17 protein-coding genes are annotated in these 24,361 nt (G+C 32.7%); 8 read left to right on the plus strand and 9 right to left on the minus strand.

Features of this window, described 5'->3' with window-relative positions; all coding sequences use genetic code 11:
* Positions 1–54: 54 nt before the first annotated feature.
* Entirely contained in the window at positions 55–366 is a 312-nt protein-coding gene (groES, locus tag RINTHH_RS07600; RefSeq protein ID WP_044304874.1) for a co-chaperone GroES, read from the minus strand.
* Positions 367–1,479: 1,113 nt separating this feature from the next.
* Here groES and RINTHH_RS07605 point away from each other — a divergent pair.
* A complete protein-coding gene (locus tag RINTHH_RS07605; RefSeq protein WP_008235011.1) occupies positions 1,480–2,157 on the plus strand; it encodes a response regulator transcription factor in 678 nt (225 codons plus the stop codon).
* Positions 2,158–2,728: 571 nt separating this feature from the next.
* Here the strand turns inward: RINTHH_RS07605 and RINTHH_RS07610 are convergent.
* On the minus strand, positions 2,729–3,340 hold the full coding sequence (locus tag RINTHH_RS07610) for an RNA polymerase sigma factor (protein ID WP_008235012.1): 612 nt from the start codon (positions 3,338–3,340) through the stop codon (positions 2,729–2,731).
* Positions 3,341–3,633: 293 nt separating this feature from the next.
* Here RINTHH_RS07610 and RINTHH_RS07615 point away from each other — a divergent pair, with 293 nt between their 5' ends.
* Positions 3,634–4,221 carry a glyoxalase-like domain protein gene (locus tag RINTHH_RS07615; RefSeq protein WP_044304875.1) on the plus strand — a complete coding sequence of 196 codons (588 nt, stop codon included), beginning with the start codon at positions 3,634–3,636 and terminating at the stop codon, positions 4,219–4,221.
* Positions 4,222–5,495: 1,274 nt separating this feature from the next.
* Positions 5,496–6,545 carry a WD40 repeat domain-containing protein gene (locus tag RINTHH_RS07620; protein WP_155943947.1) on the plus strand — a complete coding sequence of 350 codons (1,050 nt, stop codon included), beginning with the start codon at positions 5,496–5,498 and terminating at the stop codon, positions 6,543–6,545.
* 638 nt (positions 6,546–7,183) lie between these two features.
* Here the strand turns inward: RINTHH_RS07620 and RINTHH_RS10845 are convergent.
* Positions 7,184–7,330: a hypothetical protein gene (locus tag RINTHH_RS10845; RefSeq protein ID WP_008235015.1), complete on the minus strand. Its 147-nt coding sequence runs from the start codon at positions 7,328–7,330 to the stop codon at positions 7,184–7,186.
* Positions 7,331–8,237: 907 nt separating this feature from the next.
* Here RINTHH_RS10845 and RINTHH_RS07625 point away from each other — a divergent pair.
* Positions 8,238–8,918 (plus strand): tetratricopeptide repeat protein, encoded by a 681-nt coding sequence (locus RINTHH_RS07625; protein ID WP_008235016.1) that lies wholly within the window; start codon positions 8,238–8,240, stop codon positions 8,916–8,918.
* A gap of 449 nt (positions 8,919–9,367) precedes the next feature.
* Here the strand turns inward: RINTHH_RS07625 and RINTHH_RS10850 are convergent, their stop codons facing one another.
* The 6 genes from RINTHH_RS10850 to RINTHH_RS07645 form a co-directional block, all read right to left on the minus strand.
* A complete protein-coding gene (locus tag RINTHH_RS10850) occupies positions 9,368–9,538 on the minus strand; it encodes a hypothetical protein (RefSeq protein ID WP_155943948.1) in 171 nt (56 codons plus the stop codon).
* A gap of 23 nt (positions 9,539–9,561) precedes the next feature.
* A complete protein-coding gene (gene panD / locus RINTHH_RS07630; RefSeq protein ID WP_044304876.1) occupies positions 9,562–9,945 on the minus strand; it encodes an aspartate 1-decarboxylase in 384 nt (127 codons plus the stop codon).
* A gap of 980 nt (positions 9,946–10,925) precedes the next feature.
* Positions 10,926–11,441 (minus strand): inorganic diphosphatase, encoded by a 516-nt coding sequence (locus RINTHH_RS07635; protein ID WP_008235019.1) that lies wholly within the window; start codon positions 11,439–11,441, stop codon positions 10,926–10,928.
* Positions 11,442–11,958: 517 nt separating this feature from the next.
* Positions 11,959–12,141, minus strand: coding sequence for a hypothetical protein (locus tag RINTHH_RS10500; RefSeq protein WP_008235020.1), 183 nt, complete (start codon positions 12,139–12,141; stop codon positions 11,959–11,961).
* Between the two features lie 870 nt (positions 12,142–13,011).
* On the minus strand, positions 13,012–13,983 hold the full coding sequence (locus RINTHH_RS07640) for a DUF362 domain-containing protein (RefSeq protein ID WP_008235021.1): 972 nt from the start codon (positions 13,981–13,983) through the stop codon (positions 13,012–13,014).
* A gap of 179 nt (positions 13,984–14,162) precedes the next feature.
* The gene (locus RINTHH_RS07645) at positions 14,163–15,578 is read right to left on the minus strand and encodes an aspartate ammonia-lyase (protein ID WP_044304877.1); all 1,416 of its coding nucleotides are present in this window, start codon (positions 15,576–15,578) and stop codon (positions 14,163–14,165) included.
* 778 nt (positions 15,579–16,356) lie between these two features.
* On the opposite strand from RINTHH_RS07645, the gene pgsA reads away from it, so the two are divergent.
* The 4 genes from pgsA to RINTHH_RS07665 all read left to right on the plus strand — a co-directional run bounded on the left by pgsA (position 16,357) and on the right by RINTHH_RS07665 (position 23,498).
* Positions 16,357–16,887, plus strand: coding sequence for a CDP-diacylglycerol--glycerol-3-phosphate 3-phosphatidyltransferase (gene pgsA / locus RINTHH_RS07650; RefSeq protein ID WP_008235023.1), 531 nt, complete (start codon positions 16,357–16,359; stop codon positions 16,885–16,887).
* Positions 16,888–17,715: 828 nt separating this feature from the next.
* Entirely contained in the window at positions 17,716–18,594 is an 879-nt protein-coding gene (locus RINTHH_RS07655) for a 1-acyl-sn-glycerol-3-phosphate acyltransferase (RefSeq protein WP_044304878.1), read from the plus strand.
* Between the two features lie 1,963 nt (positions 18,595–20,557).
* Positions 20,558–21,652 carry a glycosyltransferase family 4 protein gene (locus tag RINTHH_RS07660; RefSeq protein ID WP_044304879.1) on the plus strand — a complete coding sequence of 365 codons (1,095 nt, stop codon included), beginning with the start codon at positions 20,558–20,560 and terminating at the stop codon, positions 21,650–21,652.
* Between the two features lie 517 nt (positions 21,653–22,169).
* The gene (locus RINTHH_RS07665; RefSeq protein WP_008235027.1) at positions 22,170–23,498 is read left to right on the plus strand and encodes an ABC transporter substrate-binding protein; all 1,329 of its coding nucleotides are present in this window, start codon (positions 22,170–22,172) and stop codon (positions 23,496–23,498) included.
* Positions 23,499–24,361: the final 863 nt, after the last annotated feature.

Raw genomic sequence — 24,361 nt, forward strand, 5'->3', positions numbered from 1 at the left:
TGAGTTAAATCACAGTTAATCAATATGACAACTCAGAACCAGAGACAGATGACTCTATGAAACAATTGCCAGGATATCTTTTTCTGAAAGTAGTACAAATTCATCTACTCCCAACTTTATGTCAGTACCAGCGTACTTAGAATAAAGAACCTTGTCTCCAATCTTCACATCTATGACCTGACGGCCACCATCGTCTTTCAACTTACCCTCACCAACAGATATAACTTCACCTACCTGTGGCTTTTCTTTTGCGGTATCTGGCAAATAAAGGCCACCCGCGGTCTTTTCTTCGGAGGCATTCACTTTCACAAATACGCGATCGCCTAGGGGTTTTACTGTAGAAACGCTTAAAGATACTGCTGCCATAAAATTACTCCAGAGTTAGCACTCTCAACTCCTGAGTGCTAATCTACCGAAATAAAGCATCTAATGGCAACAAACTTTCTTGTACGGGTTACCGAACTTATAATGGACGTAATTTTAGATTTCTATATAGATTTCTAGTTTCAGATTGATATGTGTCTCTTTTTTATGTTTTAGCCCTAAACGTATTCATGTCAACATAAATTTCCACAAACTAGTGATATATACTAAATTATCTTTGCAGACTGGGTAAATTGATTATAGAACTGTAATCAAAGATATATCGTAGATGACTAATAAGAAAGCGAGAAAATTAGACAATGTTGAAATATTACAAACATTATGATCCCAGAGGTATTTTCTCTAGAGAGAATAGCCAAACAACCTAGAAATATGAATAAGAATACATAAGGCTTGAGACTAATAAAAATTCCAAGGTATATTCCGCTGATGCTGACCAAGACAAATTTAGAGTTTTGTCCAAAGCAAAATAGTCTAGATTCAAGTCAGTACTTAGAAAGAAAGCTGAAGGAGTTGAGGTTAGATTTTTCCAAACTATCAATGTTTTTCTTTTTGGAACTGAGACGTATGTTTTGCTGGTTGATTGTAGTTAGCTGATTCGTAAGTTGTCTACCCAGAGGGTGCTATTACCAAACAAACCTGGAAGTGATTTTAGAAATTATTCAAGAACGCTCACTTCGGAAACGGCTTGTGGCAGAACATGTTTTCTCAAACCTCACCTACCAGAAAAAAGTTTTGTATCTGTTTTACAACTGATAGAATCTTAATCTTATTCAAGTAATTGAAACATATACTTTTTTGCATCTTCCAAATTGCTCAATTTTTTAAAATTTTAGGTTTTCCCTGAAACACAAAATTTATGGAGTAAATCTAAAATGATTATTATTTGTTCAGTATTTTTTGGCCGAGCTCTTTCAATGCGCTATTATATATCGCATTATGAAAACTACTGCTCTACGTATCCTTACTATACATTTGTCAATGGTTTTAGTGGTTTTTGAATTAGTAATAATTACACTTAAGCCAAATCAAAGTAAGTAAGAAAAGTTACCAATTTTCAGTAGTCCAAGATAGAGGAAATTACTCAGGAAGTTGATGGAAAGAAGTGCGACAAGTGCCACTGCTATGAAAGAACCCAGCATGAAAGATTACAAACGACTACTGCTTATTGACGATGACCCCAACCTCATTTTGCTGGTGAAGGATTATTTAGAATTCCGGGGATATGAAGTCACAACCGCTGAAAATGGACGGGAAGCATTGGATATTCTAGAGCAGGATATCCCCGATATGATCATCTGTGATGTGATGATGCCGGAAATGGACGGCTACACTTTTGTAGAACAAGTCCGGCAAACAGAACGCACTGGTTGGATTCCTGTACTCTTCCTTTCAGCTAAGGGGCAAAGTGCTGATCGTGTTAAAGGCCTCAATAAGGGTGCTGATGTTTACATGGTTAAGCCCTTTGAACCAGAGGAACTTGTAGCTCAAGTGGAGTCTTCCCTTAAGCAAACTATTCGCTGGAAAGAGCATCAAGCAAAAGGAGGGGACAATAGTTCTCGAATTCAAGTTCCCTTTGATGTACAGTTAACTCCTACTGAATTGAAGGTTGTTCAGTTTGTAGCTAGAGGTCTAGCAAACAGGGAAATAGCTGAAGAGCTTAATGTCAGTCAGCGAACTGTAGAAAGCCATGTGTCTAATATGTTGGGCAAAACCAATCTTCACAATCGCACCGAACTAGCCCGATGGGCGATCGAAAATCAAATGGCATAAATCTTTTATTAGCTATTAGCCATCAGTTATTTGTGTTTGTAAATTTATAAATAGATTGATCAGATTAGCTAGTCTAAGATTAATAAACTACAAGAACAATAATGATTGCTGATAGCTAGGTTACTTTAAAGTCTGTATCTTAAATGATTCTCATTACAGGGTATCAATATTGAAATCGGTTATTTTTTATGATATCGCTGTTGCTAAAATCTTATATGTGTCATACAGTCAAAATCAAGGTTTCATCATTAATAGACTTCCATCATAATTACTAATTCAATAATAATAATCAAATACTCTTGCTTCACCATATGATTTTACTTTTTTAAAAGTGTTTTATAAGCCAATTAATTTTAATCTTGATTTCAATTCTTTTATTAGTGATTCAGCTGACTGGCCTTTAAAATTTCATTATGGAATACAATTGTATTATACAAGCAATATTTACCCACTTGCTACACTTGAATTTCCTATTAGTTTATGGCATTTTCGCATCGACAATAATGCCTGATATAGACAAATATAGAACTCGTAAGTATATAATTTATACTGGATAGTAAAGCTGATTTAGTTATCCTCCCAAATAAATAGAGCGTATGTCTGATGGCAATTTATCTTCTAACATACGATAGCCTTCTTGAAGAAAAATAGCTATCTCGTTGGGGGCAATCGCTTCTCCTTCTGCTTGAAGATAAGCAGCAATTCGGGTCTCACTCCAATGAAAGGTTTGAGCCATTAAAACTATCAGTCTTAGCATGGCTGGTAGTTGCTCTAAAGCCTTTTCTACATAACACCATAAAGGTGGAGAAGTAGATTTTAGGGAATAATTAATTTGCTCTGTCGGAGGTACTTCCATGGCATTAATACAGTAAGCAGTCATGTTTATTAGCCAGTTTTGCAAGTTAATGCATTTGCCATCTATTTGACTTTCCAAATTCACTCCTCCTAACTCGTAGTAAATGTGTTTCCAGGTCAGAGCAAATAAATAATCAGCTTGCACAGGTGATCTTACCGAGTGTTGAATTACAGTGTATATAATGGGACTATAACGACAAAAAAGCGCTGTAAAGTATTTACCAGAATCAAGGTTAGCCTGGAAAAATATTACCAGTTCGTGGTCACTGTGGTGAAATAAGGACTGAATTAAAGGGTGTTTCGCTTCAGGGAAATGGGGAATATGCACAGTTGAAATCAGCTTGAGCTGGTTAGATTATTTATATAAGAATATAAAACTACAAATTATCAGCTATTAGTAGGTTACAAGTAAGATCCTTAACTTTTTACTATGAAAAATTCTTTTTTGATTACATTGTAATGTTTGTCGATAAATTCATAAGAATCATATCTTAAGTATTAGTCTGTTTGGAATTAACATCCAGAAAGTTCAGATATTGTTACACTTAACAAACGGGCCCAAATTTTGTTTTCATTTTGATGGAACCCAATTTCTCTCTATTATAAAATTATTATTTGTTTATGGTTATAGCAACTAGTTTTACATCGTTATTACTTCAATTTTTTACTATAGGCTTTTTCTTGCCATTTGACAGTTTATTTTCCACGCAAGGTATTATGGTAATGCTATTAGCAGCATATGCCGGTGCTATGTGGATGTTCCTCACCAGTGCGCCAAAAGTATACACTGTTATGGTGTCGGATTTGGAAGTGGCACGCCATTTATATGAAATAATACTGGATTTACCAAAAGCTGAAGTGCCTTTGCACTACTATCATAACTATGAGCAAACTATTGGTGCAACAGGATTAGACCCATTATACCTAGCAAGTAATCCTAGTTTTTCTAGCAGTAATACTTCTATTGCTACAGCAGGTCTCTGGTATCAGTTGAAGAAAAATACTCAGCTACATATTATTACTGGTGCAAGTTTGGGGAAACGAAATAATCAACGTCATGTCTGCTTTGACCATGACTGCTTAGAATTAATTTTAATGCGAGTGGAAGTAAGAGGTTTGAAATTTAAAATTCGTAGCAAGAAACCATTAAATTTTTTAGTTAAAGATTATGATGGTATGGTAGTTGAAATGGCAGAAATTAACAATTAACTTTTATTACTGAATATTTCTATCACATGTATTGAACCTGTTTGTTCGTGTGATTTACCAGAATTATTACTCCCATTTTGAACAGATTTATCTATAATTTGGGGCATATATCAACTTTATTATTTAGCTCTGAAACTTATAGCATTATCATAGAAGAATAATCGCTTAATTTACATGCTTACCACACCATAATTATAAGTAAAAGCTCAAAACATTACCAGTGTTTAGGCTACCAAGATAATGTAGTATTAAGCAACTAGATAAACTAACTAAGTAAACTAAGATTTATATGTTAAGATTGATAGTCTTCTAATATAAGTTTTTACAGAAAAATCAACATTGCATATCTAATATTATTACATGCAAAATAACGACTATAAATTTTAATATTAGTACTAACTTATCTCTAATAATTCTTATTCAAAAATGAGTAATAATCCAGGTATTGATTATTGTATCCGAATATAAAATCTTGTGTCTTTTACCTTGAATAATATGAGAATTTATTCCCTATAGCAACATTGTTAAAATGTTTATGAATTATTGGAAGCTACCATTATTCTGTAGGGATATAAGATGATTTAAATTATTAACCAAACTTCTGTAAGAGTATTTATAAGAAAAAGCAAATGGTAAGACATCAAAAATTATTTATTGCTTTAAGCTTACTATTTTGTATTTATATTAAATTAAGTAAGGCTATACTTAAAGGTTTACTATTCCTTTTCTATAGACTGAATATACATGCTAACTTTGTACTGGATAATAGATTTAGCCCAGGGGCTTATATAGCTCATAAATGCAAATTTTTCTACATGTTATATTTTCAGAGTAACCCTTGATGTAGAAGTGTTTATAAGAATACTATTAACTATCAATTTATTATTATGACTCTTTTAAAAGAGCCTGTTTAATAAATAGTGGTTTTAACCAAAAAAATTAATATTTAAAATCCCTGATGATATTGAGTTTATATATTCCTTATATCTTTATTAGTTAGTATACCAACTGCTCTAATATTAAACATCTCCATACTTTACTATCTAGTTTTGGACGAATATCTTTACATGTGCATAATATAACTCTTATTAACTTTGAGATACACGACTATTTTCAATCCATAATCTTAGAAATTATTGCTGAAGAAATAACTATTCAAAACCGAAATTCATATCTGAGAATTTATTTCGTAAAGTAGTGGCACATATTCAAAAAAATGGTGAATATATAAATAATGGACGAAAGCTATTCTCTAGAAAGGACTATATTGAAGAATGCAGGAAATGAAAACTGATGGCGTAATAAATAATAACGGTGAATTTTTAACCTCCGGGATCTCTACAAACCAAAGCATAACAACTTATTTAGAGGTATTAAATTTAAATGGCCATCAGGACTTAAAGGTCAATACCTGGGATCAGCAGGCTGGAAAATCACAGTTGATTTGTAATAATACTTTAACTCATAATTCACCAGCTATTACTTTTAGTAGTGATGGGCAGTTTTTGGCAACAGGAAGATTGTCAATTAAACTTTGGAATTTATCTTTAGGTCAATTGGTTCGTACTTTTTCTCCTATTTCAAGTATTATGCAAGCGATCACTATTAGTTCAGACAATAAAATGATCGCTACTGGTCGTGTAGCTGGAACAATTGAATTTTGGGAGTTAGCTACAGGTAAACTAATTCATCAATTTATTGGCCATGTGAATGGAGTAAACAGTCTTACCTTCAGTACTGATGGTAGGCTGTTAATAAGTGGTGATCGTGGCAAAAATATACAAATATGGGATACAAACACAGGTAAATTAGTGCGTAATCCCAATGGAGAATTGCCATTAATGAGGCATAGAGATTGGGTAAATACTGTTATTGTTAGTCCCAGTGGTCAAACTATTGCTAGTTGTAGCCATGATAAAACTATTAAAATGTGGAATATCAAGAATAAAATAGAAGTTGCTTGTTTATCAGGGCACTCGTCAAGTGTAAATGATATAGCTATTTGCCCTCATGGGAAATTACTTGCTAGTGGTAGTTCAGATGGAACCATTAAACTATGGAATTTGAGTACTAAAGAGGTTATTTGGACTTTATATGAACATATTAGTGAAGTCTACTCTGTAGCTATTAGTCCTGATAGTAAAATCCTAGTTAGTGGTAGTGCTGATCAGACAATTAAACTGTGGAATCTAAATACAGGAGTGTTGATTAATACTCTTACTGGTCATACATCTGGTATCAAACATCTTACATTTAGTCCGAGTGGAGATATTTTGGCAAGTGGTGATGAAAACGGTAATTTAAAAATCTGGCAGTTCAAATAATTTTATCTATCCCATTGTTATCATTGAATAAAACAGAAAATATTACCTGGAGTTTAAAATAAATTTCAGACTGCGAGGCCCCTTAATTAACTAGTAAAAAATCAGACATAAATTGGAGTAGATCAAAAAAAATATTCTTTATAACAGACGTGAGTATAGCCTTGATCACTTAGTTAAAAAATCAAATTGTACCACTACTAATTTTTCCTGATGACTAATATAAGTAAAGTTTATATAGCTAACTTATTAGCATTTTAGATGTCTGTATATCCTACAAAATAAATATTTTTGGACTGTATCTATGAGGCATAATAATAAACTAATAGGCTGTTTAACTTTACATTAAAATTTGAATATTTACCTGAAAAACTTATAAGTTTTTCAGGTAAATATTCAAATTTTTTGAACTTTTATATATAAAGCTGATAAGTGTTAACAGAATATCTTATTTATTTAAGTTGAAAGACCCAATCAATTGAATTATATCAATCTCCACAGTATTTCTGTTTAAATTTGGTAGGAGCACTATGTTATATATACATAGTAATTATATTTAGAAACAAATTCTAAGAATTGAATAAAACCTCAAACTTTAATGAAAACTGATAAATACTCTTCTACGTTATTTCAATGTTATTTCAATAAATAGGGTGTACTACCCATATAGATTGACTGGTTAGATTTAACCCTTCTCTAGGCAATACTATTCCTAGTACCTTACCTACTGCCCAGTATTTTAGTTGATTTGTTGCAAACTGATTTGCCCATAGAAATTTCCACTCCATGAATTTGTTACATAAGTAATTTTGTCCTTCCTAAAAAGTCTTGCTATCTAAACTATATCTTTATATGTTTAATCTTGGTAATGTCTATTTTAATCATTGTATGTGTTTATATACCACTACGAAAACTTCAAAAATAAGCAAGTAAATTTCCAGGATTTTATATCTCTATTGGCTTTTATAGTAACTATATTAATTAATATACTTTGATTTTAACCCGCTTACTCCTGAATTCTTCGTTCTACTATATTTATATATATATGGTCTTAAAATATCTCAGGTTTATCTAATCTAGAAAACTATACTCATTCCGTTTTCTGTATATTCTCCAATATTTATCTTACTAGGTATCATCAATTATGTTTATTACTTATGTTATTTTTACTCTTCTTTAAATATATTCTTTAACATCATTATTCATGAAATTTTAAACTCATATTCTTCACTTAAATTAAGCACATCTGTTATAGTGTATCACCTCTATAACTTTGCTTATTTGTCTCTATATCTATTCTTTCTATTATACCTGCTTATCCATACTTGTTATTGCTAAATATTTTAGCCTTTTACTATCTAACAGTTGTTAGAGAAGATTAGTCTTTTACCATATTTGTAATATTCTTTGAGGCTTGACTATCAGACATTTATACTTATGTATGGTAATTCTCACATCATGTGCATTCTTTTATACTAATTATTGTCCAGTGATATCTTCTCAAATAAACATTGTCATAGTTACAAATAATTGTTACCCTAACATTAATAGAATATATTATCATTTAAGTGTGGTTTTTCATGGTGTGTTAATTTATCTGGTGTGCAAGAAAGAATATTATTATTTTAATAAGCTGGTAAGCTAGCAATTCCAAAAGAGTTCGAAATAGTTACAAAAGCATTCAGGTAACTTGCAGTGTATAGACGCATATTTCTTATAGTTAGTATTCTTTTAGTCAAGAGCATTGCTGCAACAATGCCTTCATTAGCTCAGGCACAAGTATTAATTGCACGGAAAAGTAGTCCAGAGGTAGTTAATCTACTCAATAAAGGGCGAGAACTTTTTGGTGCAGAAGACTATGAAAGAGCAATTACTGTTTATCAAAAAGCTGCTGTCTTAGAACCAGGCAATCATACTATTCCTGCTGGAATTGGTTTCCTACAGGCAAAAAAAGGAGATTTCCGCAGTGCATTAATTTCTTACCGTCGTGCAATCGCGCTTAATCAAAATAGTAGCGATTATTACTATGCTGTAGCTTATGTCCATGGCAACCTAGGGAATATTAAGGCTGCAAAGGAAGCCTATCGTAAGGCAATTCAATTGAATAGAAATAATAAAAATGCTTATTTAGGTTTGATGATAACTCAGTCTTATTTAGGTGATTATGGGGCAGTTGAGTGGGCATATAAAAAACTATTGGAACTTGATCCCATAAATGCCCGTGCATATGAGCTCATGGGCGCAGAAATGAAAAAGCAGGGTCGCCGTCAAGAAGCTGTCAATAAATTTAAAAAAGCCCGTTCTTTGTATCAAAGCAAAGGTGAAACAGATGGTGTTATTCGGGTAGATATTATGTTAAAAAACCTAGGTATATAAGTTTATTTTCTAGAACTATATGTAATTACAAAAAGTCCTCTAGTCTAGAGTAGTGAAAATATTATTAGTCTGCCTTTTTTACATATTCATAAACCTCCCTTAACTTAATGGACTCTCAAAGATAATTTATAATTATCTCATATATTACATTTAGTATTAAGAATAAGGCCAGGTATATTAGGAGAGATACTAATTTTTAAATATTTTTTAAAAATTAATACCCTTCTAAAATAGGATATATACAATCAGAGTTCTACACATGTTACATTGGAATACTTATACTAGGGAAGCTTAAAACCAAGAATATAACTATAAGGTTGTTTAAACTACCAGACGATAAAAAACAAGGATTAGGATTATGGTCCGTTGAAAATTGGTGGTTTATACCCAAAAACTATATAAGGTAAGAGTTATATAAATTTTAGTTGTATTATATTGGACGGCCATAATCATGGAAAATCAGGTATTGTATGATTGCATTTTTTTACATGAACAGTAAAACTACCATGAAGGTTAGTTTCATTTATTAACTCGCGATCAAATATCTGATATTGAAGAATTGCACCAAGAGTATCTTTAATATCACTCACGTCCAGATAAGCTGGAGATAGTATTAGCACTATACTAATAGTTGTAATTTATACTAATTATCATTTGTAAGACTATCATAATGGTGTGATTCTACTAGTCGGTTTTTCTCATCTACAATTACAACTTGGGGGGAATGGTTACTTATCTCCGTTGGTGATAAATAACCATATGTCATAATAATCAAACGATCACCTATAACTCCTAACCTAGCTGCTGCGCCATTTAATTCAATCGCTCCAGAATTAGCAGGAGCGGGGATAGCATAAGTCATTAGCCGTTCCCCATTAGTAATATTAACTACTTGTACTTGTTCGTAGTGTAAAATCTTGGCTTGGTCTAATAAGATTTTATCTATACTAATGCTGCCAATATAATGAATATTTGTGGCTGTGAGAGTACAATTATGAATTTTTGCCAAAAGAAGTGCATGCTGCATTGGGTTTAGAGTTTATGGGGCAACAGTGACAATGAAAATAATATAATTATATTGGAGTTGTTAGTAAATTACTAAGAGTTGAAGTTGAAATTTTGTAATTCTATTCTCAATTCAATTATAGTGAAATAAACTTGCTTGATAGTATCGTTATAATCAGTTCAAGATTTTCATTTTTACTCTTTGAGTATGTCACTAAACTTGGGTTTTATACGGGGAATAAGAAGATTATCAGTTTCTAGATCCTAATAAATAGAACCTAAATTAATTTCAATCTCTTAAAATTCATTGGTGAAACCAACTTACTTTGATACACTGTGGTGTACTGGTTGAACTAGTTCTTGTGAGGCTATCTTAGCAGCTTATTGGAGAAATTTTGCTTTTGCCTTTCTGAGTAGTAATGGTATTGGATAGGAGATTCAATACCATTACTCATAATCAGTCTAAATATATCTAAACTCTTAATAAACTGTTCTATATTATTTAATCTTCTTTTTTGTGAGAATGCTATCTTTTTAACCAAAAAATATTGAGAATTCTCTTATAATCTGTTCTTCTGTAATGGGCGTAAGTATTCTCATGAATAAGAAAAGTTCTGGTATATTCAAGTCTCAGACAAAACCTTAAGCAAAACAGAACATCAAAAAAATTATCCTGGGTATTGTATAGCTGAGGTTTTTATCCTATTACAAGAGACCATTTGCATGGAGTACAAGGTACTTTTTATCTATAGGCAGTATTAAAATTTGTAAATCGAGTATCAACGATTTTTTGTTGAATTAGGTTATTACCTAAACTGTTTGCTTATGATTCAAGGTCTGGCCAGTATTTGGTATTATCCAGGTGCTAATTTCTAATTTTTTACCAATAAATTAAATGATTGGTAATGGTTTGTTCAAGAATTGGCAATTTAAATATAGGATAAATTTTTATCTATCCTACATTAATTAATGAACTCCGAATTACCCATTACCGATTACTGTTTAAACTCCCCTACCTGCTAAAATATATTTGTCAAGTAAAGGTTGAACTGATTGTAAATCTTGCCAGCTAACAATTTCCGTGACTTTTCCTTCTAAATTCTTATAAGAGCGGAAGAATTCAGCAATTTCCTCTAATCTATGAGGAGCAATATTCTTTAAAGATGTTACTTGTGTATATCTAGGATCCTTATCAGGAACACAAAGGATTTTTTCATCTCGATCACCACCATCAATCATTTCCAGCATCCCAATTGGCCTTGATGCAATTATACACCCCGGGAAAGTTGGTTCATCCATCAAGACCATACCATCGAGAGGGTCGCCATCATCAGCTAATGTGTTGGGTACAAAGCCGTAGTCATACGGATACTTTACAGATGAATATAATACTCTATCTAGAGTAAAAGCTTGTAAATGTTTGTCAAATTCATATTTATTCTTACACCCACCAGTTATCTCAATCACAATATTAATAATGCCGGGCTTCGGCCGTGCTGGAATTAGGGATAAGTCCATAAAAAAACTCCTAAACTACTAACGATTATGGTTATGTTCTGCGCTTGTTAACCGTATAAAATTTTAAGATAAGATGGACTTTCTCCCAAACCATTATATTTGGGTAGCTTTTTCATAAGTAATACCTTGTGAAATGTGATATTACCTATCTGTATCTAATTTGCCAGGTGTTTGTAGCTCTTTTATTGTGGTAATAGCAATAACTATACAAGAAGGAATTGAGTTATTATCCCATACAACTTGCTTTTTCAAGCATTAGATGTAGTAGTTTCTTACTATAAGGCCTTTATAAAATTGAAATGGTTATAGGAATCGTGCTCTCTGCTTTAAAATAGAACACGATACTTATACACCACACGTAAACTCAAGTAAATAAATAGGAATATTCTAAATAATACTGGATGGAAGAAGATCCTTTGACTAAGGAGTTATGTTCTTAAACTCTGTTGAAAGCTACATGAATCAACTCTGGGGACTTCATGAGTGCAAAATGCCATTTGTCTATTCCTAATAACTATCATCTATTTTGCGTATTATATGTCACAGGTTGAGACTGATTCGGAACATTGCTTGACGAATAGCTGGCAATGACAAACACCGGTAAAGTGAGAGTTAAGAAAGCAATTAATGTTCCCACAATATCTGCCAAAGGGTGGGCATACGTATCGGATGAACTGGCAGACCGACTGTTAGCTTCCATATAAAATTAAACTTCTTCACAATTTAATTAGCAGGTTTTCTCTCATCAGGAGAGTGTTATTTATTATTCTAACTTTTTTTTACAAAAAAATCTTACTTAGACCAAAACATTAACCTACTTTTAAACTATGATAACGTTAGTTATTATGCTCATTATTTCACCATCTCTGAGAAACAACAAATATTAAGTAACCCGCAAATTGTGATTCTAGACTACCCTGTATTTACTATATATTAGCACTAGTTTTTTATCTACAAGTCTGGCATTAAAAATTACATAGTTTTAAAAGTACGGATGGTGATATGGAAATCACGTAATTTTTTTGGTTTTATCAATATGTATTAGCTCATCTCTCTCGACCATACTTTAAGACTATTATTAGTAGGGCAATATTTTAAAACTAATTGATTAAAATGGTTTAATCTCTATGTAGCCAATATAAAACCTATAACTGAAAACAATTTTTATATTGTAAAAATAAATAATTAGAATATTGTTAATTAGCCAGATAATATGAATTTATTTATATAATAAAATACTTGAAAGTGTTCATATAATTTCAGTATATTTACTAGTTATATCCAACAAATAATCTAAGCCATCATTTCACTAAATAATCTAGGTCATTTGATAATTGTCAATATACAAATAGATAGATCATTAATCTATCCACCGTGAGTGATATCATTATTTTAAGATAAAAAAAATATATAAACTAATGTTTTGATATTAACAAATATATCAAAAAAACCGCCACTAGGAAGAGCGGTTTTATCGATCAATCGGAGGGTATTTATAGGCTAGTTTAATAATCGGGTAATTGTTGTAGTCAAGCTTGCAATTACTTTCTAATTTCCAGTTGGATAACACCTAGCCCCCACCATAAGAATTCATTGATTCTTTTATAAAACGAATGTAAAGATGTCTAAAAGTTGATTTAATTACTCTGGGAAGACCAAAGTCAATTGGTACAAATTCCTTGGGTAGCTGCCAATTATCTACTTTTAGGGTTTCTGGATGTAAAAGAGGAAAATTAATTACCATTAAATCTTCAATCAAACCCAATCGCAAGGATGCTGCCACAGTTGGTATATTCTTAGGGGCCACACTAAGGATATTTGCAAATGTCATATCCAAGGCAAAGACATCTGCAGATGCTCCTAAAATATTTAAATTTCGGGGTTCTCCCCCACTTGGACCATTCCCTTCATGACCTACAATACCATCGATAATTGTTAAATTAGGATTAATAGCTTTAGCGGTTTCCACCAACATTTCTCCAAAAAGATCAGGATTTTTTCCTGCCTGCATGTGCCACCAAGCTTTCATTTTTCCGGGAACACAACCAAATAGATTTTTAGTTCCTAGGGTAAGTACAAGTTGGACATGGGACTTTACCTTGGGTAAATTAATCACCACATCTGCCTCTATAGCCTCTTTTGATAGGAGTAAGTGTTTAAAATTTTCATTGATTGTTTGATAACGCTTACCTTGAAAATTAATTATGGGAATGTTGAGTTCATTGAAAATAGGTTGATAACCATTTGCAATCGCTACCTTTTTAGCACTACCAAATGCCGGACTATCTCCTAAAAAGGGTTTACCGTTGATTTCCATTACCATTTGGGCTACAACATAAACTATTTCTGGATGTGTAGTACATTCTTTTGTCGGACGTGCTCCTGTAAGTAGGTTTGGTTTTAACAAAACTCGTTGTCCTGGTTTAACAAACTCTGTCAAGCCTCCAAGTGGCTCTAACAAGGTTTTAATGGATTCTCTTAGAGCCTCTCGTTCATAACTGTATGCCTGAATTAAACTGACAAATGGTTTTTGAGTTTGCATTGATGTAATTTTTAAAATTTAGAGTCTTATGGTGCATACACTCAATGAAAAAATCCTCAAGTTGAAGGATAAAAAGAGTTTCAGGGAACAGCAAGTAGGAAAGTAAAATTGAAACAATATTATTTTGGTATTCAAAATAATATTGTCCTCCCTGTTATCTCTTATTAATCCTTTACCCATTAACTCAAATTTAAAATTTGGCTCATTTTTTCTAAGTTCAGAACCTTGGATAACTCCTCATCTGTCATCAGTCCTTTATCCAATACAATCTGCCGTAAGGATTTACCAGTTTCTAGGGATTCTTTTGCAACTGCTGCCGCGTTTAGATAACCAATATGTTTATTTAATGCTGTTACTAGGGCCAAACTGCCTTCTGCATAAGCTAGGCAACGCTCTTGTTTGACTAGAATTCCCTTAATAGATCGTTTTGAAAGGGAAGCAACAGCATTACCAAGAATTTCAATACTATGAATGAGGTTATAGGCAATTAGAGGCATCATCACATTCAATTCTAATTGTCCTGCCTGTGCAGCTAGAGCAATCGCACTATCGTAACCCATTACTTGAAAGCAAACCATAGACATCATCTCTGCCATCACAGGATTATATTTACCAGGCATAATTGAGGAGCCCGGTTGTACAGGAGGCAATTGTATTTCCTTCAAACCTGTTTTTGGACCAGAATCCATTAGTCGCAAATCATGAGAAATTTTAACTAAATCTTGCGCTAAGTTACGCAAAGCACCAGATACATTAACAAAGGGTGCCATACTCTGCATTGCTGCCATGAGATGGGGGGCTGTTTGTAAAGGTAGACTTGTCAGCTCTGATAGTACTCTTACCACACGGGCACGATACTGGGGATGGGTGTTTAACCCCGTACCAACAGCACTCCCGCCTAATCCCAATACCATTAAATCCCCACTGGCAGAATAAATACGGTCATGGTGTTCGCTAAGAATTTGTGCCCAAGCACTAAAGTTTTCTCCCAAGCGTACGGGAACGGCATCTTGTAGGTGGGTTCTACCAGATTTTATTACATTTTGAAATTCTCTGGCTTTGAATTTTAATGTTTCTATGGCTGATTCTAGCGAAGGATGTAGGGTGTGAGATAAGGCAAGCAAACCCCCTATACGAATTGCAGTGGGAATCACATCATTGGTAGATTGCCCATAGTTCACATGATCATTAGGACTAACTCGTTTGTAGTTCCCTTTCTCGTCACCCAAAATTTCTAAAGCTCGATTTGCTAATACTTCATTGATATTCATGTGATGTGAAGTACCAGCACCTGCTTGATATATATCTACCACAAATTGATCGCGGAATTTGCCTTTGAGAACTTCATCAGTTGCCTGAACAATTGCTTGTCCTACTTCTGGGGGAATACAACCAAGCTCTCCATTTACAATTGCCGTAGCTTTTTTAATCAGAATACAGGCATCTATATATGTAGGTAAAGGCTTGATACAGCTAATAGGAAAGTTTTCTATAGCTCTGAGGGTTTGAATACCATAGTAAGCTTGATCAGGGATTTGGCGTTCTCCCATGGAATCGCTTTCTGCCCTATATTTGGGAGAATTGGATTGTTTCATAATATTTAATAATATGTCTTGCTAAGTGAGAATGGACTGGAAATTTTGACTTCTAATGGCCTTACTTACTACATAAATCTTAATGTAATAAGGATTTGAAGTGTTCATTCCTGTTACAAGTTTATGCAGAGTGGGATTTTAGGAAAACAAACTAAAGTTAAAATTTTGCAGCTCCTTCTTGTATGACTTTTTTAATGAAATTTTTCCCAATTCATACTGAGTTGATTTACTGTTGCCAGATACTTGCTATTTTTGTTTTTGGGTACTAAGGACATTAACTCTGATTGCCAACTCTGTTAATCATTACAATCTCCCTAAATCTCATTAACAAGCTCCATAAACTTCCCACCTTGCAACATTCATTTCATATAAGTTCTTGTAACTGTATTTTATCACCTAGGATATATTATAAATTCCCTTGTGTTCAGTGTATTGATAAACATATTTCACTAAATGGGTTCTACAATTTAGATATAAAATAGTATTTGACTTAGCACTGATCAAAATTGAATATGTACAGTGGTTTCTCTTGGGGATTATTTGATCAGATTTAGTGTAATGCTAAAAAGTACATTGGTATAAACACAAACTAACTATTTTTTTAGTAATAGTATAAAAGCTTACCAAGCAATGCGTAAAAACATGTTTGTATTAATCCCGTTATTGCGCAAAGAAACTCCTCTAATTTCAATTACTTTAGGTATTCTAGAATTATTGTCATCCGATTATTCACTTTTTTATTTTACTAAAATCCAAAATCTAAAATTAATAATTAGTAATGACTATACCTAACTGGATTACTTTTTCTCGACTTCTAGGTTTGCCATTTATTCTCTATGGTTTGCACTACCCTACGGTGGAGATAAGATGGATTTGCCTAGTGATATTTCTGATTGCGGCTGGTACTGACTGGTTAGATGGCTATTTGGCTAGAAAACTCAATCAAATTAGTGATTTAGGAAAATTTCTTGATCCCCTAGTAGACAAGTTACTAGTTTTGGCTCTCTTATTTGCATTAGTTGAACTAAGAGAAATTCCGGCTTGGGGAGCGTTCATTATTTCAGCACGGGAACTAGTAATAGCTGGCTGGCGAGTAAATAGAACTACCATTATAGGAGCCAACATCTGGGGTAAGCTCAAAACAGTTAGTCAAATTATTGCAATTGCAGCCCTAATTTCTCCAATATACATATGCTGGAAAGTACCTACTCTCATAATTTTTTGGGCCTCAGTCATCTTAACTATTGTCTCTGGATTTATTTACATGACACCAGTAAATAAAAGCAATACTAGTGAAATCACCAATTAATTTTTACCATCTTCAGTAGTTAATAGTGTTATAATACATAATCAAATTAGCCTTTGGACTATAAAATTTGGTGGTGCCATACTAGGAAACTATTGAATTTTTTTCTGGAAGTATTCAGAAAAAAATTCTTTGGATCTTAATAGTAGAGGAACTAATGGTAATATGAAAGTGTTTACCTAGTGTTATTAAGAATAACTCACAATTCTAAATTAACAGCCAACATACCATGATTAAAAAGACATAATGACATAAATTAAATAATTATGCATTAATACCAAACAATACTGAAAGATCTTTTGTTAATAGCAACATATAATAGTTTAATTCAGATTTAAAAAATATTCTTACAATCTTATTATAAATCCTAAACTGATTATTTGAGAGGTTTATTATTAGGATGACTTGTTTTCTATTCTAATAAGTTTTTATTGTTAAGCAGGGTTGGTGATAAAATACACCAAGCAATTGGAGACCTTTTATAACTCTCTATATATTTGACTGTTTAGATACTATAATTAAAACTTGTAGTTATCCCTAAATTATTAATATTTATTACCCTTATTATACACTTATTTTAATGATATGGTAGATGTCAAAAAACAAATTTTGACTCGTAGTCACTACACTTTTATGAATGAGACTGTTAGTAATTGCCTCGGAATTAATTCTTAATATTTGTATCCAATTTCAAATACTACTTTTTTTACAACCACACCAATTAGCTATACATAAATCATCCTATGGTAGTTAATCTGCTATGCTTTGTAGTTATTGCTAATTGATATAAATACTAATACATAAAAAATACATAGTTAATTTCTAAATATTATGGTGCAATCCACTACAAAAATATGCAAATGGCAAAATAAACTAGGATGGACATTAAATGAAAGAGATCCAGAATTTATCAAATCCCTAATGCCCATCTGGGAGTGGCTATACAACAACTATTTTCACGTCCAAACTAGTGGATGGGGTCAAATTCCCACCAAACAAAAAGTTTTGGTGGTTGGTTCTCATAATGGTGGATTAGCTGCTCCAGACATGATAATGATGATGTGGGAATGGTTTCACAGGTTTGGTATGGAACAACCCATATATGGTTTAATGCATCCTAGTATATGGAAAGTATTTCCCCACGTAGCAAAAATTGTTGCCAAAACAGGGGCTATTTTTGCACATCCGAAAATGGCTTATATGGCCTTACGATCAGGTGCAAGTGTACTACTATATCCTGGTGGAGCGCAAGATGTATTCAGACCTCACCATCTACGTAACAAAATCTACTTTGCTAATAGTAAGAGTTTTATCAAGTTAGCACTGCGGGAAAAGGTACCGATTGTTCCTGTGATTTCCTGCGGAGCTCATGACACGCTATATATAATAACTGATGCCTATGATCTAGTAAATAAACTCCATGAATTGGGCATGCCTTGGTTATTAGGAATAGATCCGATTGTTTTCCCAATTTATATTGGGTTGCCCTGGGGATTGGGAATGGGACCTTTACCTAATATTCCTTTGCCAATACCCATTCATACTAGGGTATGTCCACCAATAGTATTTGATCACTATGGTGAAAAAGTAGCCTGTGATAGGAATTATGTTGATCAATGTTATGAGTTAGTACTTTCGCAAATGCAACTAGAGTTAGATGCTCTCGTAAGAGTAGCAAAAACACGTATCCATCTCCCTTTTTACAAGTAAAATATTGTTTAAATTTTGACTTAGATTAAAGAATAACAGACTATTAGATATCCCCATAATTCCAAAAATATGTGGGTTAATCAAAAGTCAATTTATAGATATTATGGACCTCCAAAATAAGTTGGTATTTTTAGAAAATGCTAGACATTGATAGGGATTTAACTGAGAAAAACTAAAATTTCAATATTCAGATTGGATAGTAAACTATTTATAGATATTTATTAAATATCTATGAGTTATTTGAATCAAAAGCATAATTTCTTTTACATTAATATTCTTTGGTAACAATTGTCAGTAAGAAGAAAAGCTAAAGTAAGAAATACATACTTATAATTGCCCTATATTATTAAGTACAGTTTGAAATATTATCCAGCATTTTATTTCATGTAAACTAGATTAAAACGCATCAGTTAATATACAAATTACAAGAAAATAACGTATTGTTACTAATAACAATAGCATTATGCAAAGAATTAGAAAAGCTTTTTAATAGATATGAATAATTCATTATTAACATATTTGAATATCTCATCTAATGCTACTAACGGCAACAAAAAATAGAAATCTAAATTTTTCTAGTAAAAAAAAACTAAGTAATACTTGAATATACTTAGCATGTTCAGGATAAAGGGAGGTTTATGATTAAGTTAGTTAAGTAGAAAACAATATCAAAAATACTTATAAGTCGACAATATTGTAGTAGAAATTTTACCTTGTAATACTACTAAGAAAAATTTGGGGTTTCTTAATATTAGAGTTTCATAAAATAATGAGAATGGTGGATACTCTTTTTTCTTATCATACATAACTTACCACTAAAATCACAAATGTGGTAAATTAGCCCATGATTAAAATACTAACAATTGAGACCTTAGTTAATTGCTTTTACTGAAATTAAATACATCATTGTATGGTAGATACCTTGTATTGCAATCGAATTAATAATGCTAATTATAGTCTAGTATTCACTTGATCATTGAACTTTTAATTAATTTTATGACAGTTTATAATAAGCTCCACAAATATATGGGGTTTCGAAATTTTAGCTTGAGAGCACTGAAGTATTCCACAACAGAACCATGTAATTGTTTGCAAGAATTAATTGCACTTAAATAGAGCATGTAAGTTTGGCAATCGCACGGTTATAGAATATAATTCATCACGAGTATAGGTATTTTGCTGTAGATAATGATAAACGCCGCCAGAGCCTAGTCGTAGTTTGACAAGATTCAGAAGCGAAGGCAAGGGGGGTTATCAGTATGCAGAGGAAAATTGTCAGTAGTATACACTAATCCTAAATAGCTAATTTATCTTTCCGATATTCAAGCTTTGTTGTGGAGTTTTTAAAATTCTAGTTTATTAGTGCTCATGCTCCTATTTCAACTACTATGACAGATAAATATGATTATTACAACAAATATTATTTAATTATGTTGAAGGTACTACTTTGATAGCTTTGTATGGTTAATCTTTGGGTGGATTTATAACCATGTGAGTGAACATCACTACCATGAAACCCAAACGTTGCAAAAATGTTTGCATACTGGCAAATGTGCAATGTCTTATCTCTATCACTTGGCATAGCTTTAGATCGTTTTAGTCAGTGTGGATTATCAGCTGATATTCCCACCTTCACTATGAAATAATTATTATGGGACTCCTTAGAAAATTTACATATTCCCATAGTGTCTAAATTTACCTTTTGGGAGTGGGGTCCCCAATATAATTCCACCAGTGGGTGTAGAAGTTACTTTGGACAATGAAATTTGTCTATATAAACATAAAAATAAAGCAGCTAAAACAATCTAAAATTATGGTGTTTGGTTAGCAATAACTTAGAGCCAAAATACCTGGCTCTAAGTTATTTTTACATTACTTGGACCTTGGTTTATATCTTGATGTAACAATTAGCGTTTACTTAAAGTGTCCTAATCCCTTAAAAATTTCCTATCTCAAAAATATTATGACTCCCTCTAGGAAACTTTGGAAATTACTGTTCGTATCTACCCCTGTTGGGGCTTTGGGAACAGGACTCGGTGGTGGTGTAGAGCTTACTTTATACAATGTTGCTCAGCAAATGCTCCATCGTGGTCATAAGTTGCAGATAGTTGCACCAGTAGGTTCAATATGGAAAGATATACCCATAATACAAATCCCTGGAAACTTACAAACCATTGCCCAAAGTCAAAAGCGGGCAGATGGGATTGTCATGGCTGACAACTCTACACTAGCAAATATGTGGGATTACGTACGTGAAATTGAATGCGATTATAACTTAATAGTTAATTTTGCCTATGATTGGCTCCCTTTTTACTTAACACCATTTTTTAAAAAACCGATAGCCCATTTAGTAAGTATGAGCTCCCTTTCTAATGCTATAGATGAAGTAATTGAGAAGGTAGGTAAAAACTTTCCCCACGCCCTTGGTTTTCATAGTTCCTATCAGGCAGAAACTTTTTCTGGGTCAATTCAACCATTACATATCCTCAGTAATGGTATTGATATTGCTTTATATGATTTTTGTCCTCAACCCAAAAAGCAATTGGCTTGGATTGGTCGTATTTCTCCGGAAAAGGGATTAGAGGATGCTGTGGCATTATCAAGAAAAATGAACATCCCCTTAAAAATTATGGGCAAACTGCAGGACAAATACTACTGGCAAAAAATCTGCCGGGATTATCCCCATGCACCTGTAGAGTATTTGGGATTTTTATCAACCAAAGAAATGCAGAAAATTGTTAGGGAATGTTCGGCATTATTGATGACCCACCGCTGGGTAGAAGCATTTGGTAATGTTGCAATAGAAGCCTTGGCCTGTGGTGTTCCAATTGTATCTTATCGTCGTGGAGGACCAAAGGAAATCGTTCAAGATGGGAAAACTGGCTTTCTGGTAACGCCTGACAGTATTACTGATCTAGTAGATGCTGTATCACGTCTAGGTGAAATTAATCGCTATCAATGTCGCCAACAAGCAGAAATGGAATTTTCTCTAGAAGCATTAGGAAATCGGTTTGAAAAATGGTTCGAGACTATTTTAGCACTGGAGATTAAAATTTAGGATTAGTCAATATTAATTGCTTTTAAGTTTTACTACTCGAACATAAATTTTTATTATTGTTTAATTCTATAAAATACAAATATTTTTTTGTGTTCATCATCTACACTTATCTATAAAAACCGACGTTAATAAACTGGAGTGAAAAACTGATGAATAATTCATCCGGAATATACGTAAAAAGATATCTACTTCGGTCAGTCTCTCATACTTTTTCACGATAAAAATTAAATTTCTCCCAGTCAAACTTATTATCCTCTAACTAAGTCATCTCTTACTGTTTAGTTATCCAATATCTCTCTAAAAATGCAAAGTAACCTGCAAATCCTATTTTGCTTTGAATAAATTTTGAAAGCAACTATACAAAAATGCTTATTGGTAAGCATGGTAATAATTAATTGCAGGTAACCTAACATTAATTATGGTAATATGCAACTGCAAACTCAAAACTTATGGCAACACAAAAAAACTGTTATCAATTGTTTTGAGATGAAACAATCATCTCATATCAATAATTAGTATGAACATTCAAGTTTTCATTTTAAGAATAGAAAGATTGTCAGGAAAAATCAAGGCCTGCAACTGGCAATTTTCAATTGTAGTTATTATATATCTATTAGTATTTCTAATTTTATTTGGATGTCAAAATCTAGGAACAAAAAATAATAATCAAGTTACTCATGTCACATTATGGCAGGGAATCAATCCCCCTGTTAATCGTGATGTTTTCAACAAATTAGTTAAAAAATTTAACCAGACTAATCCTGGTATTCAAGTAGAATCTATTTTTGTTGGGGAACCGCAAATACCCAAAATACTAACAGCAGTGGTTGGGAATGCTCCTCCAGATATTCTCTTATTTTATCCACAAATGACAGGTAAGTTTGTTGAATTAGGAGCAATTAAATCCCTAAATAATTGGGTTGAAAATCTACCTATGAAATCAGAGATTTACTCCAATCTATGGGACGAACTGAGACTAAATGATAAAATTTGGTCTGTACCACTTTATACTAGCAATATTGGTATTTTCTACCGGCCACAATTATTTTCTGCTGCTGGAATTAAGGAAACCCCTGAGACTTGGGAGGAGTTCCGGCAAGTTGCAAAAAAGCTAACAATAGATCGTAATGGTGATGGCCAACCAGAGCAGTATGGAATAGTATTACCCTTAGGCAAAGAAGAGTGGACTATTTTTTGTTGGCTCCCTTTTTTATGGAGTGCTGGCGGAGAAATCATTAATAATGATAACCCCAAGTTTGATAGTCCAGAAGCGATAGCTGCTTTGCAATTGTGGCAGGATTTGCTTAAGAGTGGGTATGCCAAACTCTCTGCACCAGAGCGGGGCTATGATGAGAGTGATTTTATTTCTGGTCGTGTAGCAATGCAAATTACTGGACCTTGGACTAATATTACTAAATCAGATGTTGATTACGATGTATTTCCTATACCTGCTAGTGTTAGGCATGCCACGGCAACTGGTACTGGGAGTCTGTATGTGATGAAAACTACACCAGTAAGAGAAAAAGCTGCACTCAAGTTTTTAGAGTATATCCTAGGTGAGGAGTTTCAAACAGAATGGAGTATTAAGACAGGGTTTATACCTACCAATGAAAAAGTTTCCAAGAGCAAATTATATCAGGAATATGCTTCCAAAAAACCTGGATTACAAGTATTTTTAGAACAAATGACTGTAGCTCGTGCTCGGCCAAATATGGCTGGGTATAGTCGTTTATCTGATAGTTTAGGTAGGGGAATTGAGGCTGTCTTATTAGGTGAGTCTCCCCAAAAAGCATTACAAATGGCCCAAGAACGGTTACGTTTAATTTGGAATAAAAATAGTAAATAGTTAGTACAAAAGATTTTTTATTCCTCTAAAATAGTTAATAAGACTACCGAGACCTTTGTAGGTTTTCCTTGATTAAAAGTTATTCTGTCCTGTCTTACTTTTGTTATCCAAAGTTTTTGGAGTTATTTTATCTTACTACCTACTATACAAATCAATTTTGTCTCTATCTTTACTTAAGACCTCTCACTCTCATCTTAAACATACTTAACTTTTTCATTCATGTTTGAGTTATGCCGTTTTTTCCTCAACTTAATGCCCTAAAATCCTATATAATCTATACTTAGAGTAATAGTGTTGAATACCAGGTCAATCAAATATTAAGTTAAATCTGAAACGAAATAGAATGTGTGACTATTATTAATAATTTGGACACCTAGGTTTTGCATCATAACTCAAAATTATATTCGGGCATCCTATAACTTACTTATTACTTATAGACTGTACTGAAATTTTTTTATTCAGTCTATATATTATCTGAATTACTCACCCTTAGTTTAGTATTAACTCAATGTAATTTCTAGTATTTTTTACGTAGTGATCACCATTATACTTCCTACATATCTAAAATAGTAAAAATAAATATTTTGTTAATGATAAATACTTATGTGACTTCTAAAACTGCTATTTAACTTGGTAACTAGTTATAAGAATTGATGTTCAAATATCTTTAAATCAAATTCACTTAAATTTAAGTTTGGTACTGACTTAATTAATTCTAAGATGTATATCCTGCTTAGTTAACTTTCAAGACTAATTGATTCTACATGAAAAATTGCCCGGAAATAGATATTGGTATTATCTCCTCACAACTTATGAGTGAAGCAAAAAATAAAACATACAATACCCGAATTTATGGGTCGAAG

Source organism: Richelia intracellularis HH01 (genome assembly GCF_000350105.1).
Classification (GTDB): Bacteria; Cyanobacteriota; Cyanobacteriia; order Cyanobacteriales; family Nostocaceae; genus Richelia; species Richelia intracellularis.